12 protein-coding genes are annotated in these 14,355 nt (G+C 67.1%); 4 read left to right on the top strand and 8 right to left on the bottom strand.

What is annotated here, in order from left to right; all coding sequences use genetic code 11:
• Nucleotides 1-20: 20 nt before the first annotated feature.
• Together G154_RS00740 and G154_RS00735 are read left to right on the top strand one after the other, a co-directional pair.
• Entirely contained in the window at nt 21-596 is a 576-nt protein-coding gene (locus G154_RS00740; protein ID WP_019513334.1) for a TetR/AcrR family transcriptional regulator, read from the top strand.
• A complete protein-coding gene (locus G154_RS00735; RefSeq protein ID WP_023985997.1) occupies nt 593-2,122 on the top strand; it encodes a glycerol-3-phosphate dehydrogenase/oxidase in 1,530 nt (509 codons plus the stop codon). Before G154_RS00740 ends, G154_RS00735 begins: the two co-directional genes overlap by 4 nt.
• Before the next feature lies 1 nt (nt 2,123).
• Here G154_RS00735 and G154_RS00730 read toward each other — a convergent pair whose 3' ends face one another.
• The gene (locus G154_RS00730) at nt 2,124-2,993 is read right to left on the bottom strand and encodes a LysR family transcriptional regulator (protein ID WP_019513336.1); all 870 of its coding nucleotides are present in this window, start codon (nt 2,991-2,993) and stop codon (nt 2,124-2,126) included.
• 83 nt (nt 2,994-3,076) lie between these two features.
• Here G154_RS00730 and G154_RS00725 point away from each other — a divergent pair, with 83 nt between their 5' ends.
• Complete coding sequence (locus tag G154_RS00725; RefSeq protein WP_019513337.1) at nt 3,077-3,826, top strand: SDR family oxidoreductase; 750 nt, start codon at nt 3,077-3,079, stop codon at nt 3,824-3,826.
• Between the two features lie 87 nt (nt 3,827-3,913).
• Here the strand turns inward: G154_RS00725 and G154_RS00720 are convergent, their stop codons facing one another.
• The 7 genes from G154_RS00720 to aceE all read right to left on the bottom strand — a co-directional run bounded on the left by G154_RS00720 (nt 3,914) and on the right by aceE (nt 13,515).
• Entirely contained in the window at nt 3,914-5,335 is a 1,422-nt protein-coding gene (locus G154_RS00720; protein ID WP_019513338.1) for an acyl-CoA carboxylase subunit beta, read from the bottom strand.
• A 56-nt stretch (nt 5,336-5,391) separates the two neighbouring features.
• The gene (gene kasB / locus G154_RS00715) at nt 5,392-6,645 is read right to left on the bottom strand and encodes a 3-oxoacyl-ACP synthase KasB (protein ID WP_023985996.1); all 1,254 of its coding nucleotides are present in this window, start codon (nt 6,643-6,645) and stop codon (nt 5,392-5,394) included.
• A gap of 69 nt (nt 6,646-6,714) precedes the next feature.
• Nucleotides 6,715-7,965 carry a 3-oxoacyl-ACP synthase KasA gene (gene kasA, locus G154_RS00710; RefSeq protein ID WP_023985995.1) on the bottom strand — a complete coding sequence of 417 codons (1,251 nt, stop codon included), beginning with the start codon at nt 7,963-7,965 and terminating at the stop codon, nt 6,715-6,717.
• Nucleotides 7,962-8,258 (bottom strand): meromycolate extension acyl carrier protein AcpM, encoded by a 297-nt coding sequence (acpM, locus tag G154_RS00705; protein WP_019513341.1) that lies wholly within the window; start codon nt 8,256-8,258, stop codon nt 7,962-7,964. The genes kasA and acpM overlap by 4 nt, the downstream gene beginning before the upstream one ends.
• 71 nt (nt 8,259-8,329) lie before the next feature.
• Nucleotides 8,330-9,238, bottom strand: coding sequence for an ACP S-malonyltransferase (locus tag G154_RS00700; RefSeq protein WP_023985994.1), 909 nt, complete (start codon nt 9,236-9,238; stop codon nt 8,330-8,332).
• Nucleotides 9,239-9,369: 131 nt separating this feature from the next.
• Nucleotides 9,370-10,653, bottom strand: coding sequence for a CdaR family transcriptional regulator (locus tag G154_RS00695; protein ID WP_019513343.1), 1,284 nt, complete (start codon nt 10,651-10,653; stop codon nt 9,370-9,372).
• Between the two features lie 72 nt (nt 10,654-10,725).
• Complete coding sequence (aceE, locus tag G154_RS00690; RefSeq protein WP_023985993.1) at nt 10,726-13,515, bottom strand: pyruvate dehydrogenase (acetyl-transferring), homodimeric type; 2,790 nt, start codon at nt 13,513-13,515, stop codon at nt 10,726-10,728.
• Nucleotides 13,516-13,640: 125 nt separating this feature from the next.
• Between aceE and G154_RS00685 the strand changes: the two genes are divergently transcribed.
• On the top strand, nt 13,641-14,219 hold the full coding sequence (locus G154_RS00685) for a hypothetical protein (protein ID WP_234713147.1): 579 nt from the start codon (nt 13,641-13,643) through the stop codon (nt 14,217-14,219).
• The last annotated feature ends 136 nt before the right edge of the window (nt 14,220-14,355 follow it).

Raw genomic sequence — 14,355 nt, 5'->3', positions numbered from 1 at the left:
CATGCGTTACAGTATTACATATGGTGTCAATCAGTAACGACGATTCGGTCGGCGACCGGATTCTCGACGCGGCCGCCGACTGCGTGCTCGCCTTCGGGGTGGAGCGGGTGACACTCGCCGAGATCGCCCGGCGCGCCGGTGTCAGCCGCCCGACGGTGTATCGCCGGTTCCCGGACACCCAGTCGATCCTGGCGGCGCTGCTGACCGCGCGAGTGGTGCGGGTACTCGACGACGCGGGGGACACCGAGACCGGCCGCCGCGCCCTGGTGGCCCGCATCGTCGGGGTGGCACGCCGGCTGCGCGACGATCAGATCGTGATGTCGGTGCTGCACGACGCGCCCGAACTGGCCATGGTCTACATCGCCGAGCGGCTCGGCACCAGCCAGCAGATCCTCATCGACGCCGTGGCCGGGCAGCTCAAGCTGGCCCAGGAAGACGGCAGTGTCCGCGCCGGCGACCCCCGCCGGCTGGCCGCCATGTGCCTGCTCATCACCCAGTCCACCGTGCAGTCCGCCCAGATGGTCGAACCGATCCTGGGTGCCGACGCGCTCGCCGAGGAACTCACCCACGCACTGAACGGATACCTGACCCCATGAGCCCAGTGCGCGACAGCGCCCTCAACCGGACCCGCCGCAGCGCCGAACTGAGCGCGCTCGGTGACGGTGGCGTCGTGGACCTGGTGGTCATCGGTGGCGGGATCACCGGTACCGGAATCGCCCTCGACGCCGCATCGCGTGGCCTGCGTGTGGTGCTGGCCGAAAAGCACGACCTCGCCTTCGGGACCAGCCGCTGGAGCTCCAAACTGGTGCACGGCGGATTGCGCTACCTGGCCTCGGGCAATATCGGTATCGCCCGCCGCAGTGCCGTCGAACGCGGAATCCTGATGATGCGCACGGCACCTCACTTGGTGAACGCCATGCCGCAGCTGGTGCCCCTGCTGCCGGCGATGGGCCGCCCGGCGCGCGCGCTGGTCCGCACGGGATTCCTCGCCGGTGACGGGCTGCGCAGGCTGGCGGGTACGCCGGCATCGGTACTGCCGCGCTCTCGACGGGTCGGTGCGGGCGAGGCCGTCGATCTGGCTCCGACCGTGCGCCGCGACGGTCTGGACGGGGCATTTCTGGCCTATGACGGTCAGCTCATCGACGACGCCCGGCTGGTCACGGCGGTGGCGCGCACCGCGGCCCAACACGGTGCGATCATTTTGACCCAGGCGAATGCCGCAGGTGTACAGGGTGATTCGGTGACGTTGACCGATGCGCTCACCGGGCAGGCTATGACGTTGCGGTCGCGTGCCGTCGTCAACGCCACCGGGGTGTGGGCGGGGGAGGTCGACCCGACCATCCGCCTGCGACCCAGCCGCGGCACGCATCTGGTGTTCGACGCGGCCGCGTTCGGCAATCCCACCGCCGCTCTGACCATCCCGATCCCCGGTGCGCTGAACCGGTTCGTCTTCGCGATGCCCGAACAGCTCGGCAGGGTGTACCTGGGCCTCACCGACGAGGATGCCCCCGGGCCGATACCCGATGTACCAGAACCGACCCCGGCCGAGGTGCGCTTCCTGCTCGAAACCGTCAACACCGCGCTGGACACCGCACTGACCGAAGGCGATGTGCGCGGCGCCTACGCCGGGCTGCGCCCGCTGATCGAGAGTGCGGGTGAGACCGCCGACCTGTCGCGTGATCACGCCGTCACCGAGTCGCCCGACGGCGTCATCAGTGTGGTCGGTGGCAAGCTGACCGAATACCGTTACATGGCAGAGGATGTGGTGAACCAGGCGATCGCCCGGCGCGGGCTGTCTGCGGGGCCCTGCCGAACTCGTGACCTGCCGCTGGTCGGCGCACCCGCCAACCCGATCGCCGCTCCAGCCGCATCCATCGCGATGCCCGCGTCCCTGACGGCCCGCTACGGCGCCGAGGCGGCCAATGTCCTCGCCGTGGCGAGCTGTGATCGACCCACTGAGCGGGTGGCCGACGGAATAGACGTGCTGCGTGCCGAATTCGAGTATGCGGTGACCCATGAGGGGGCACTGAGCGTCGAGGACATCTTGGACCGGCGAACCCGGATCGGCCTGGTCGCCGCCGACCGGGAGCGCGCCGAGGCCGCGGCGGCCGAGTTCGTCTGACTCAGCGGGCCGCGAGAACGGAGTCGCGGAATGCCGACCGGGTGTGCCGCTGCCACAGTGCCTGCACGCCGACGAGGAGATCGGGTTCGAGTTCGATGACCCGTACCCGGCCACCCATCGCCGGCCCGGCCTGGGTGGTGACGAACGCCGGCGCCCCGGTGGTCAGCGGCGCGGCGACCGTCGCGGAGCCCTGGACGCGGCTGACGACGAAGTCGGGCTCGAAACCCGCTCGCCGGCATGCGCCCATCAGGAAGTCGCTGTAGTACGACGCGCCCGGCGGTGCCCACAGGGCGATCTGCTCGCCGGCCAGTTCGCGGATGTCGATCACCGTGGCGTCGGCCAACCGGTGCTCACGAGGTACGGCGACCCGGACCCGGTCGTAACCGATGGTGGCTGAAGACAATTCGGCGGTGGGCGCGATGCCGCGGCGTAGCCCCAGGTGCACGGTGCCGTCGAGGATCTCGCGCAGCAGCTCGCCGGGATACATCTGGCGGCAGGTGACCGACAGGTGGGTGAAGCTGTCGATCGCGGGTTCGAGCCTGGTGTACACCTCGGCCGAGCTCAGTGCGGGGGTGTGTCCCACCACGAACACCTCGGGGCTGTCCTCGGCGGTCCGCGACACCCGGTTGGCCACGGTATCGGCGGCGGCCAGCAGTACCCGTCCTTCGATCAGCAGTTGTGCGCCGGCCGCGGTCGGGGTGATGCGGCGCCCGGACCGGGTGAAAAGCTCGGCACCGAGCTCTTTTTCGAGCAGTTGGACCGATTGGCTCAGCGCCTGCTGGGTGATGTGCAGGGTGGTCGCTGCGGCGGTGAAGCTACCGGCCTCGGCCACGGCGACGAAGTGGCCCAGTCGCCGAAGGTCGAGAGTCATCCGATCAATCTACAAGCTCCACTTGTGGATATTAAGCTTATAACTGTTTTTCATTTGTTTGAGCGATGGATAGCGTGCGATACATGAGCGAAATCACGGGAAAGTCAGCAGTCGTCGCCGCCGGTGCCAAGAACCTCGGGGGCCTTATCAGCCGGAGTCTGGCCCAGCGCGGTGTCAATGTCGCGGTGCACTACAACAGTTCGGCGACCGAGTCCGATGCCGATGCGACGGTCGCCGAGGCCGAGCGGGCCGGCGTCAAGGCCATCAAGGTGCAGGGCGATCTGACCGTGCCCGCCAACGTCGAGAGGTTGTTCGACACCGCCGTCGATGCGTTCGGGGGAGTCGATATCGCGATCAACACCGTGGGCAAGGTGCTGCGCAAGCCCATCGTGGAGACCACCGAGGCCGAATACGACTCCATGTTCGACATCAATGCCAAGGCGGCCTACTTCTTCCTGCAGCAGGCGGGGCGTCGCCTCGCCGACAACGGCTCGGTCATCACCATCGTCACCGCCCTGTTGGCCGCATTCACCGACGGCTATTCCACCTATGCCGGCGCCAAGAGCCCGGTCGAGCACTTCACCCGCGCGGCCGCCAAGGAGTTCGCGGCGCGCGGGATCAACGTCAACAACATCGGCCCCGGACCGATGGACACACCGTTCTTCTACGGTCAGGAGACTCCTGAGCGGGTGGAGTTCCACAAATCCCAGGGCATGGGCGGGCGTCTGACGCGCATCGAGGACATTGCCCCACTGGTGTTGTTCCTTGCCGGCGAGGGACATTGGATCACCGGGCAGACCGTCTTCGCCAACGGCGGCTACACCACCCGCTGAACCACCGGCTGAAACGGCGAATGGCCGGTTATGACACGGCTTTCCGGGGAGAGCGTGTCATAACCGGCCATTCGGCTCAGCTGAAGGTTACAGCGGGATGTTCTTGTGTCGTCCGCGCCGGGCGGGCGCCTCGGCCAGCGCCTGGGTGATCACACTGCGGGTGTGCGCGGGATCGATCTTGGCGTCCACCACACCGATCTCGATGGCACTGTCCACGCCACCGGCGATCCGCTCGTGCTCGGCGGCCAACTCCTCGTGCAGCGCGTCGCGCTCGTGGTCCGCCGCGGCGGCGAGCTTGCGCTTGTGCAGGATGCCGACGGCGGCCTTGGCGCCCATGACGGCGACCTCGGCGTCCGGCCAGGCGAAGACCTTGGTGGCGCCCAGCGAGCGGGAGTTCATCGCGATATAGGCGCCGCCGTAGATCTTTCGGGTCACCAGTGTGACGCGCGGGACGGTGGCCTCACCGAAGGCGTGCAGCAGCTTGGCGCCACGGCGGACCACGCCGCCCCACTCCTGATCGACGCCGGGCAGGTAACCCGGGACGTCCACCACGACCACCAGCGGGATGCCGAACGCATCGCACAACCGCACGAACCGCGCCGACTTCTCGGCACTCTCGGAGTTCAGGCAGCCGCCGAGGCGCAGCGGGTTGTTGGCGATCACGCCGACCGAGCGCCCGGCGAGCCTGCCGAGGCCGACCACGATCGACGGAGCCCAGCGGGACTGGAACTCCTCGAACGGCGCGTCCGCGTCCAACAGCGCCTCGACGATCGGGTGCACATCGTAGGCACGGCGGGCCGACTCGGGCATCAGGGCCTTGAGGTCGACATCACCGGACTCGGCCTTGCTGCGGTCGAAATGGCCCTGCTGGCAGAACAATCCGACCAGGCGACGGCCGCGCTCGTAGGCGTCGAGCTCATCATCGGCCACGATGTGGCACACGCCGGACTTCTTGTGATGGGCCTCCGGGCCGCCGAGGGACACCATGTCGACGTCCTCGCCGGTCACGCTGCGCACCACGTCGGGGCCGGTCACGAAGACCTTGCTGTCCGGGGCCATGATGATGACGTCGGTCAGCGCGGGTCCGTAGGCGGCACCGCCGGCGGCGAAGCCGACGACCACCGAGATCTGCGGGATGTAGCCCGAGGCGCGGATCATCGCCTCGAAGACCAGGCCGACCGCGTGCAGCGCCTTGACGCCCTCGGCCAGCCGCGCACCACCGGAATGCCAGATGCCCACGATCGGGCTCTGCTCCTCGATGGCGGTGTCGTAGGCGTTGACGATGTGCGCGCATCCCTCGATGCCCATCGCGCCGCCCATCACGGTGCCGTCGGTGCAGAACGCGATGGTCTTCACGCCGTTGACCGTGCCGGAGGCGGCGAGCACACCGGACTTGTCGCGCTCGTGCAGCAGCGCGACGCTGCCGTCGTCGAAGAATGTGCTCAGCCGCAGCAGCGGATCACGCGGGTCGAGCGACTCGGCGGCCGCTTCGGGAGCCATGATGGTCATCCAGTCCTCCTCTTACGCGTCGGATGGTGACCGGCGCCCTCGGGTCTTACTTTGGTTCAGTACTTTCCGAAGGTGAGCGCCACATTGTGCCCACCGAATCCGAACGAATTGTTGATCGCGTATTGGTAGTTGCCGGTGCGCGGCTCGCCAGCCACCACGTCCAGGTCGATCTCGGGATCCAGATTCTTCAGGTTCAGCGTGGGCGGGATGACCCCGTCACGCAAGGCGAGCACGGTGAGAATCGACTCCACCGCACCCACCGCCCCGACCGAATGGCCCAGCGCGGACTTGGGCGCGTACACCGCGGGCTGGTGGCCCTTCATGGCGTTGTTGATCGCCACCCCCTCGGCGACGTCACCGACGGATGTGCCGGTGGCGTGCGCGTTGACATGGTCGATATCGGAGGGCTGCAGCCCTGCCAGCTCGATGGACCGGCTCATCGCGTGGCCGGCCTGCTCTCCGTTGGGATCGGGAGCCACGATGTGGAAACCGTCGGAGGTGACACTGGCGCCCATGATGCGCGCCAGGATGTTGGCGCCGCGCGCCTTGGCGTGCTCCTCGGTCTCGATGACCATCATCGCGCCGCCCTCACCGAAGACGAACCCGTTGCGGTCGACGTCGAACGGCCGGCAGGCGCCGGGCGGGTCGTCGTTGGTGTTGGACAGCACGATGCGCATCTGGGCGAACCCGGCGATCGGCACCGCCTCGATCTTGGTCTCCACACCACCACAGATGGCGATATCGGCCTCACCGAAGACGATGTTGCGCCACGCGTTGGCGATACCTTCCGATCCCGATGCACAGGCCGAGATGACGGTGTTCACACCGGCTTTGGCCTTGCGCTCCAGGCCGACGGCCGCGGCGGCACCGTTGGGCATGTACATCTGGACGACCAGCGGGGAGACGGCACGCAGACCCTTGGCCCGCATACCGTCGTAGGCGAAGATGAGTTCCTCCGCCGAGCCGAGGCCGGTCCCGATCGAGACCATCAACCGCTTGGGGTCGACGTCGGGGGAGCCGGCGTTCTCCCATACCCGGCGGCCGATGACGGTCGCCATCTTCTGCAGGTAGGACAGCCGCCGCTTCTCGACGCGGTTGAGCTCGTCCTCGAAATCCTCCAGCAGGTGACCACCGATGCGGACCGGCAGGTCGTATTCCTCGACGAACGGGTCGTCGAGCCGACGGATGCCGCTCTCACCGGCGAGCAGTTTCTTCCACGTTGTTTCGGCATCGGTGGCCAACGCGGTCGTCATGGCGATGCCAGTGACGACCACGTTGGGCAAACCGTTCCCCGTTGACAGCTTGTTCAAGCCGTTCCCCACCTCATGTACTGCGATCTTCCAAAGGCCTGTCTTCTGAAGCCTCAGTAACGCTCGTTCTCAGTACCGGCCGAAGGCCAGAGCCACATTGTGGCCACCGAAACCGAACGAGTTGTTGATGGCGTACTGGTAGTCGCCATAACGAGGCTCACCCGCGACAACATCGAGATCGATCTCAGGATCGGGGGTCTCGTAGTTGAGCGTGGGCGGAATGACACCGTCGCGCAGGGCCAGCACCGTCAGGATCGACTCGAGGGCACCGACGGCACCGATCGAGTGGCCCAGCGCCGACTTCGGCGCGTACACCGCGGCGTGCTCCACACCGGCGACCCGGATGGCGTTCGCCTCGGCGACGTCGCCGATCGAGGTGGACGTCGCGTGCGCATTGACATGCGAGATGTCCTTGGGCGACAACCCCGCGGTCTCCATGGCGCGCTTCATGGCCTGGCCGGCGCGAGCGCCGTCCGCGGCCGGTGCCACCATGTGGAACGCATCCGAGGTGATACCGGCACCCATCAGGCGGGCCAGCGGCTTGGCGCCACGGGCCAGGGCGTGCTCCTCGGTCTCGATGATCATGAGCGCACCCGCCTCGCCGAAGACGAAGCCGTCACGGTCCTTGTCGAACGGACGCGAGGCAGCCTCGGGATCGTCGTTGCGGGTCGACATCGCACGCATCATCGAGAACGCCGCGATGGGCAGCGCTTCGATGGCACCCTCGACGCCACCGCAGACCGCGAAGTCCGCGTCACCCATGACGATCTGACGCCACGCGTGGGCAATGCCCTCCGAGCCCGACGAACACGCCGAGACGGGGGTGATGACGCCGGCACGGGCCCCGAGTTCGAGGCCGACGACGGCGGCGGCACCGTTGGGCATGATCATCTGAACGGCCAGCGGGGACACCTTGCGGGGCCCGCCCTCGTTCATCGCGTCATAGGTTTCGACGATCTTCTCGCCGCCACCGAGCCCGGTGCCGATCACGACCGAGAAACGGTCGGGATCGACCTCCGGCTTGCCCGCGGTCTCCCAGAGCTGGTTGCCGAGATACTTGGCCATCCGCTGCACGTAGGACATCCGTCGCATTTCCAGACGTGACATCAGCGGATCGAGCGGCTCCGCGAGGTGCCCACCGATCTTGGCTGCCAGGTCCCACTTCTCGACGAAGTCGTCCTCGAGCTTGCGGATGCCGCTCTCGCCGGCCAGCAAGCCCTTCCACGTGCTCTCGATGTCCGGTGCCAGCGACGTGGTCGCCGTGACGGCGGTTACCACGACATTCGGGAACCCGCCGTTAGCAGTGGAAGGTTTGGTCATTCCGAGCCAAACTTCTCGCGCAGGGCGGCAGCGGCCTCGGGGTTCTCGGCCTCGAGCTTCTGGATGTAGCCGACGACGTCACCCACGGTGCGCAGACCGGCGAGGTCCTCGTCGGGGATCTTCACGCCGTACTTGTCCTCGGTCTGGACGGCGATCTCGACCATCGACAGCGAGTCGATGTCCAGGTCGTCGACGAAGCTCTTCTCCGGGGTGACCTCGGAAGGCTCGATGCCGGTGACCTCTTCGATGATCTCGGCGAGACCGGCGATGATTTCTTCTTGACTGGCGGCCACGATGGCTCCTTCTTTGTTTGGCCATCCCGGCTGTCGGGATGGTTCGAGTCTGTATTCGTTCCTACTCCGGGTCAGAGCTCGGCGAGCCCGTCCAGGTCTTCGGGGGCCTTGATGGCCTTGGTCGGCGTGCCCTTGAGCTCGCGCTTGGCGATGCCGACCAGTGTTCCGGCCGGCGGGAACTCGACCAGCGCCGACACCGCCATACCGCGCAGCGTCTCGTTGATCAGGTCCCAGCGCACCGGGCGGGTCATCTGGGCGACCAGCTTGGTCATGGCGTCGGCGGCATCGGCCACCGGCTTGCCGTCAGCATTGGACAGCAGGGTCCTGGTCGGTTCGGCGGTCGTAACCTGGGCCGCGGCGGCGGCATAACCCTCGGCGGCCGGTGCCATGTAGTGGGTGTGGAACGCGCCTGCGGTGGCCAGCACCCGCACCCGCGCCTTGGCCGGGGGATCCTCGGCCAGCTTCTCCAGCGCGGCGACGGCGCCGGCGGCGACGATCTGGCCGGCGGCATTGCGGTTCGCGGGGATCAGATCGAGGGATTCCAGCCGCGCCAGTACCTCGGCCTCGTCGCCGCCGAGCACGGCGGCCATACCGGTGGGCTCCAGCGCGCAGGCCTTGGCCATCTCGGCGCCACGGGTGGCCGCGAGCTTGACCGCGTCATCGGCGGAGATGACGCCTGCGATGGCGTACGCGGCGATCTCGCCGACCGAATGCCCGGCGACGACCGCATCCTTACCGGCGAGGCCGTCGCGCTTGATGAGCTCTTCGTAGGCGAGCAGGGTGGCGGCCACGACCAGCGGCTGCGTCACCGCGGTATCGGTGATCTCCTCGGCGGTGGCGGTGGTGCCCAGGCGGACGAGGTCCAGTCCGCTGATGTCCGACCATGTGGTCAGACGGTCGACGGAGCCGGGCAGCTCGACCCACGGGGTCAGCATGCCGGGCGTCTGGGATCCCTGGCCGGGAGCAAGCAAAGCAAGCACGGGATTAAGAAAACACTGTGAGTCGCTCATAGCGCCGTGTAAGAGATTATGAACCTTGTCTTATTCTTTTGTGGAGTTTCCACAAAACAGCACGTGAAGCGACCTGCGCGTTACCTCGGCGCGATATCCACTTACCGCAGAGGTCCCAACCATCGGGTCCCCAGCGGCCCCACGGGCCCCGTTGTACTGCTATTTGTCGTGTTGAAGTGGCCCAGGTCACGTTGTAGTCGTCCGACCGTGGTGGCGACGCGCAGGACGTACGCATCGCGGGGGACGGTGGGATCACGCCCGGTGAAATCGGCGATACGTTTGAGTCGGTAGCGCACGGTGTTTGGATGAACGAACAATTTGCGGGCGCACGCTTCTATGGCACCACCCGAATCGAGATAGGTGTCCAGCGTTTCGGTCAGCGCCGGGCCGGCATCGGCGAGGGGATGCATCACCTCGGATTCCAGCGCGGCAAGCGCGTTCTCGTCACCCAGCAGCGCTCGTTCGGGGAGCAGTTCGCGGGCCGATACCGGCCGCGGGGCGCCGCTCCAGCCCGCGACGGCATGCATGCCGGCGATCGCCTCCGCGGCACTGCGGTGCAGGCCGGACAGGCTTGCCGCGGTCGGACCCACGACGACAGGTCCGTCGTCGAAGACGGTGAGCAGGTCGGCCAGGAAGCGGTCGGTCAGCGACAGCGATCCGGCCACGATGGCCACCAGCCAGGTGCCGTGTACATCGGAGAGGGTGGCCCGGTTGTGCCGGTTGCCTGCGGCATGCACGTCACCGATGGCCAGGTCGATGCGGTCCGGACGCGGCGTGCCGACGATGACGGTGGCCGGAGCGGTCGCGTCCCAGTTCAGGGCGGCCGCCTGCGACTGCAGCCCGCTGCCCGCGTCGCCGCGCACGATGGCGTCGACGATATTGGCCTCCATCCGGGTGTCCCAGGCCCCGCGCGCCTCGGCCGCGTCGGCGTAGCTCGCGGCGGCGGCGAACGCCAGATCGCGGCTGTAGCGCAGGATGCCGACGGTCAGGGCCTTGGTCTGCTCCTCGTTGCGGCCGAGCATCGGCAGCAGTTCCTCGAGGAACTCGGTGGTCACCCGCACCATGTCCACGGTCTGACGCAGTGCGACGTGGCGGGTCAGGTCCTGCGGCACCAGGGCGAAGGCCTCAGCGGTGTAGCCGAGATCGCTGCTCGGGTCGTGCAGCCACTCGGCGAAGTTGACGACGGCGGTCTGCACCACCAGCTGCACGCTCGCGCGCTGCGAGGCCTCCAGGTCGGCGAAGAACGGCAGCCGCTCCTGCATGGCCTGCACCGTCTCGGTGGCGAGCCGGCCCGAGTACTGCTTCAGTCGACGGCGCAGCGACTCCGGAACGCCCTCCAGGATGGTGAGCGGAGAACGCGGCTCGGGGAAAGAATTGTCGGGCACCTCTAAAATTTTACCGTCGCGTTTGTGGAGCCCCGCCCTTTTTCGCTGCGGGCGGGGCTCCACACGCCACAACTAAGCGCTGCCGGTGTCCGCGTAGGAGACCTCGGCGGCCTGGACATCGTCGATGCGGTACTCCTTCGCCGCGGCGATCGCCACCGACGGGTCGATCTCACCGTCGCGGGCCAGCGCCTCCAACACGGCGACCACCACCGACTCGGCGTCGGTGTTGAAGTAGCGCCGCGCCGCCGGTCGGGTGTCGGAGAAACCGAACCCGTCGGTGCCCAGTGTCAGATAGGTGCCGGGCACCCACGGACGGATCTGCTCGGGCACCGCCCGCATCCAGTCCGATACCGCCACCACCGGTCCGGTGGCATCGGCGAGCACCTTGGTGACATAGGCCGTCGGTGCCTCGCGGTCGGGATGGCGCAGTCGCTGCTTCTCGGTCTGCACACCATCGCGGTTGAGCTCGCCCCAGCTGGTCACCGACCACACGTCGGCGGCCACATCCCACTTGTCGGCCAGCATGTCCGCGGCCCTGATCGCCTCGGGCATCGACACACCCGAGGCCAGGATCTGCGCGGTGCTGGTGCGCTTCTCCGGCGCGCGCCGGAAGCGGTACATCCCGCGCAGCACCCCCTCGGGATCGAAGTTCTCCGGTTCTGCGGGCTGCACGTAGGGCTCGTTGTAGATGGTGATGTAGAAGAAGACGTTGTCCGGGTTCTCCCCGTACATCCGCTTCAGGCCGCTTTCCACGATGTAGGCGATCTCGTAGGCGAACGCCGGGTCGTAGGTGACCGCCGCAGGATTGGTCGACGCCAGCAGCAGCGAATGCCCGTCGGCGTGCTGCAGCCCCTCACCGGTCAGCGTGGTACGCCCCGCGGTGGCGCCGAGGACGAACCCGCGCGCCATCTGGTCGGCGGCGGCCCACAGCCCGTCACCGGTGCGCTGGAACCCGAACATCGAATAGAAGATGTAGATCGGGATCATCGGTTCGTTCTGGGTGGAGTACGAGGTACCCACCGCGGTGAAGCTGGACGTCGAACCGGCCTCGTTGATGCCCTCATGCAGGATCTGGCCGACTTCGCTCTCCTTGTAGGCCAGCATCAGCTCGGAGTCCACGGCCGTGTAGAGCTGGCCGTTGCGGTTGTAGATCTTCAGGCTGGGGAACCAGGAGTCCATCCCGAAGGTGCGGGCCTCGTCCGGGATGATCGGCACGATGCGGGGCCCGATGTTCTTGTCGCGCAACAGTTCCTTGAAGGTGCGCACGGTCGCCATGGTGGTGGCCACCGGCTGCTTTCCGGAGCCCTTCTTCAGCGCCTTGTAGGTGTCGGTGCCCGGCAGCGTCAGCGGCTTGGCCTTGGTGCGCCGTTCGGGCAGGAAGCCACCGAGGGTGCGCCGGCGGTCCAGCAGGTAGCGGATCTCCGGGGCGTTCGGTCCGGGGTGGTAGTACGGCGGCAGGTAGGGATCCTTCTCCAGCTGCGCGTCGGTGATCGGCACCCTGGTGACATCGCGGAAGGTCTTGAGGTCTTCCAGCGCAAGCTTTTTCATCTGGTGGGTGGCGTTGCGGCCCTCGAAATGCTGCCCCAGCGTGTAGCCCTTGATGGTCTTGGCCAGGATGATGGTGGGCTGACCCTTGTGCTCCATGGCCGCCCGGTAGGCCGCATACACCTTGCGGTAATCGTGGCCGCCGCGCTTGAGGTTCCAGATCTCCTGGTCGCTCATCGGCTCGACGAGCGCCTTGGTGCGCGGGTCGCGGCCGAAGAAGTGATCACGCACGTAGGCGCCGTCATTGGCCTTGTAGGTCTGGTAGTCGCCATCGGGCGTCGTGTTCATCAGGTTCACCAGCGCGCCGTCGCGGTCGGCATGCAGCAGGGCATCCCATTCGCGGCCCCACACCACCTTGATGACGTTCCAGCCGGCGCCCCGGAAGAAGGACTCCAGCTCCTGGATGATCTTGCCGTTACCGCGGACCGGGCCGTCCAGGCGCTGCAGGTTGCAGTTCACCACGAAGGTCAGATTGTCCAGGCCCTCGTTGGCGGCGACCTGGATCAGGCCGCGGGACTCGGGCTCGTCCATCTCGCCGTCGCCGAGGAACGCCCACACATGCTGATCCGAGGTGTCCTTGATGCCGCGGTCGTGCAGGTAGTGGTTGAACCGGGCCTGGTATATGGCGTTCATCGGGCCCAGGCCCATCGACACCGTCGGGAATTCCCAGAAGTCGGGCATCAACCGCGGATGCGGGTAGGACGGCAGCCCGCCGCCGGAATGCGAGTGCTCCTGCCGGAAACCGTCCAGTTGGTCGGTGGTGAGGCGGCCCTCGAGGAAGGCGCGGGCGTAGACACCGGGGGAGGCGTGGCCCTGGATGAAGATCTGGTCGCCACCGCCGGGGTGGGCCTTGCCGCGGAAGAAGTGGTTGAAGCCGACCTCGTAGAGCGAGGCCGACGAGGCATAGGTCGAAATATGGCCGCCCACACCGACTCCCGGGCGCTGCGCGCGGTGCACCATGATGGCCGCGTTCCACCGGATCCAGGCTCGATAACGTCGTTCGACGTCCTCGTCGCCGGGGAACCAGGGCTCCAGTTCGGTCGGGATGGTGTTGACGTAATCGGTGGAGGTCAACGCCGGGATGGCGACACGCTGCTCGCTCGCGCGTTCCAGCAGACGCAACATCAGATAGCGCGCACGGGCCGGGCCGGACCGCTCGACCAACTGGTCGAACGACTCCAGCCATTCGGCGGTTTCGTCGGAATCGATATCGGGCAGATAGGAGGCGACGCCCTCACGGATCACGCGGACCCGATCGGTTTCGCCTGCAGTGCCAGAGTTTTGGGCCAGGTCTTGGCGCGCGAACTCGGTGGTCAACTACGGCTCCTCGGTAGAAGGTGCTTTCACAGGGTGGATCTGTTGCTTGTGGCATCTCATATCCTCCCCCTATCGTGCCCGACATCACCGTGCGGGGTGGCCTCGTGCAATGATCCGGCGCTCCGTTGAGCGACGCGGTAGGTTCGATGGCGATGCTGATGAGTTGGCGGGGTGGCCTCGCGACAATCTGCGCGCTGGGAGCCGCGGTCGGCATGGTGGGCTGCAGCAGCACCGTCGGTGGTACCGCCACCGTCGATACCGCGGATGCGCCGGTCTACCAGGCCTCGGTATCGGCGTCGGCCGCCGAGTCATCCTCGGTGTCCAGTTCCAAGGAAGCGTCGCGGCAGTCGTCGATCACCCGCGAGGCCGTGCACACCTCGTGCGAGGCGGTCAGTTCCAGCAGTGCCGATGCCATCACGTCGGTCAATGCCTATGTCGACGCCCGTAATGCCAATGCCGATGTCGCGGGCTCGGCCCGGCCGGCGATCGCCGCGCTGAACACCAGCGCCGACGTGGTGGAGGGCAGCATCTCCGACCCGCTGCGCCCGGACCTGCGCGACGCGCTGCTGGGCTGGGCCGATGCCGCGCGTGCGGTGTCCGCGGCGATCGCCGACGATATCGGTCCCAGTTCGTTCAACGACGCGATCAACCGGCTGAACGACTCCCGAACGCTGGCCCTGGACCTCTGCGATGCCGCATATTGACGGGCATTCAGACGGGTCTTGTAACGGGTATCGGAACGAAGTTGATCAAAAGTTGACCCGAAGTTGCGCCCAGGAGGGCGGTTGACGGGACACGACGTGCGACGATAGGCGTCACGCGCTTGTGCGGAAGAACAAA

The organism is Mycobacterium sp. VKM Ac-1816D, assembly GCF_000416385.1.
In the GTDB taxonomy this organism is placed as follows: domain Bacteria; phylum Actinomycetota; class Actinomycetes; order Mycobacteriales; family Mycobacteriaceae; genus Mycobacterium; species Mycobacterium neoaurum_A.
Note: the sequence above shows the minus strand (reverse complement) of the source record. Positions and strands in the feature narration are given on the sequence as shown.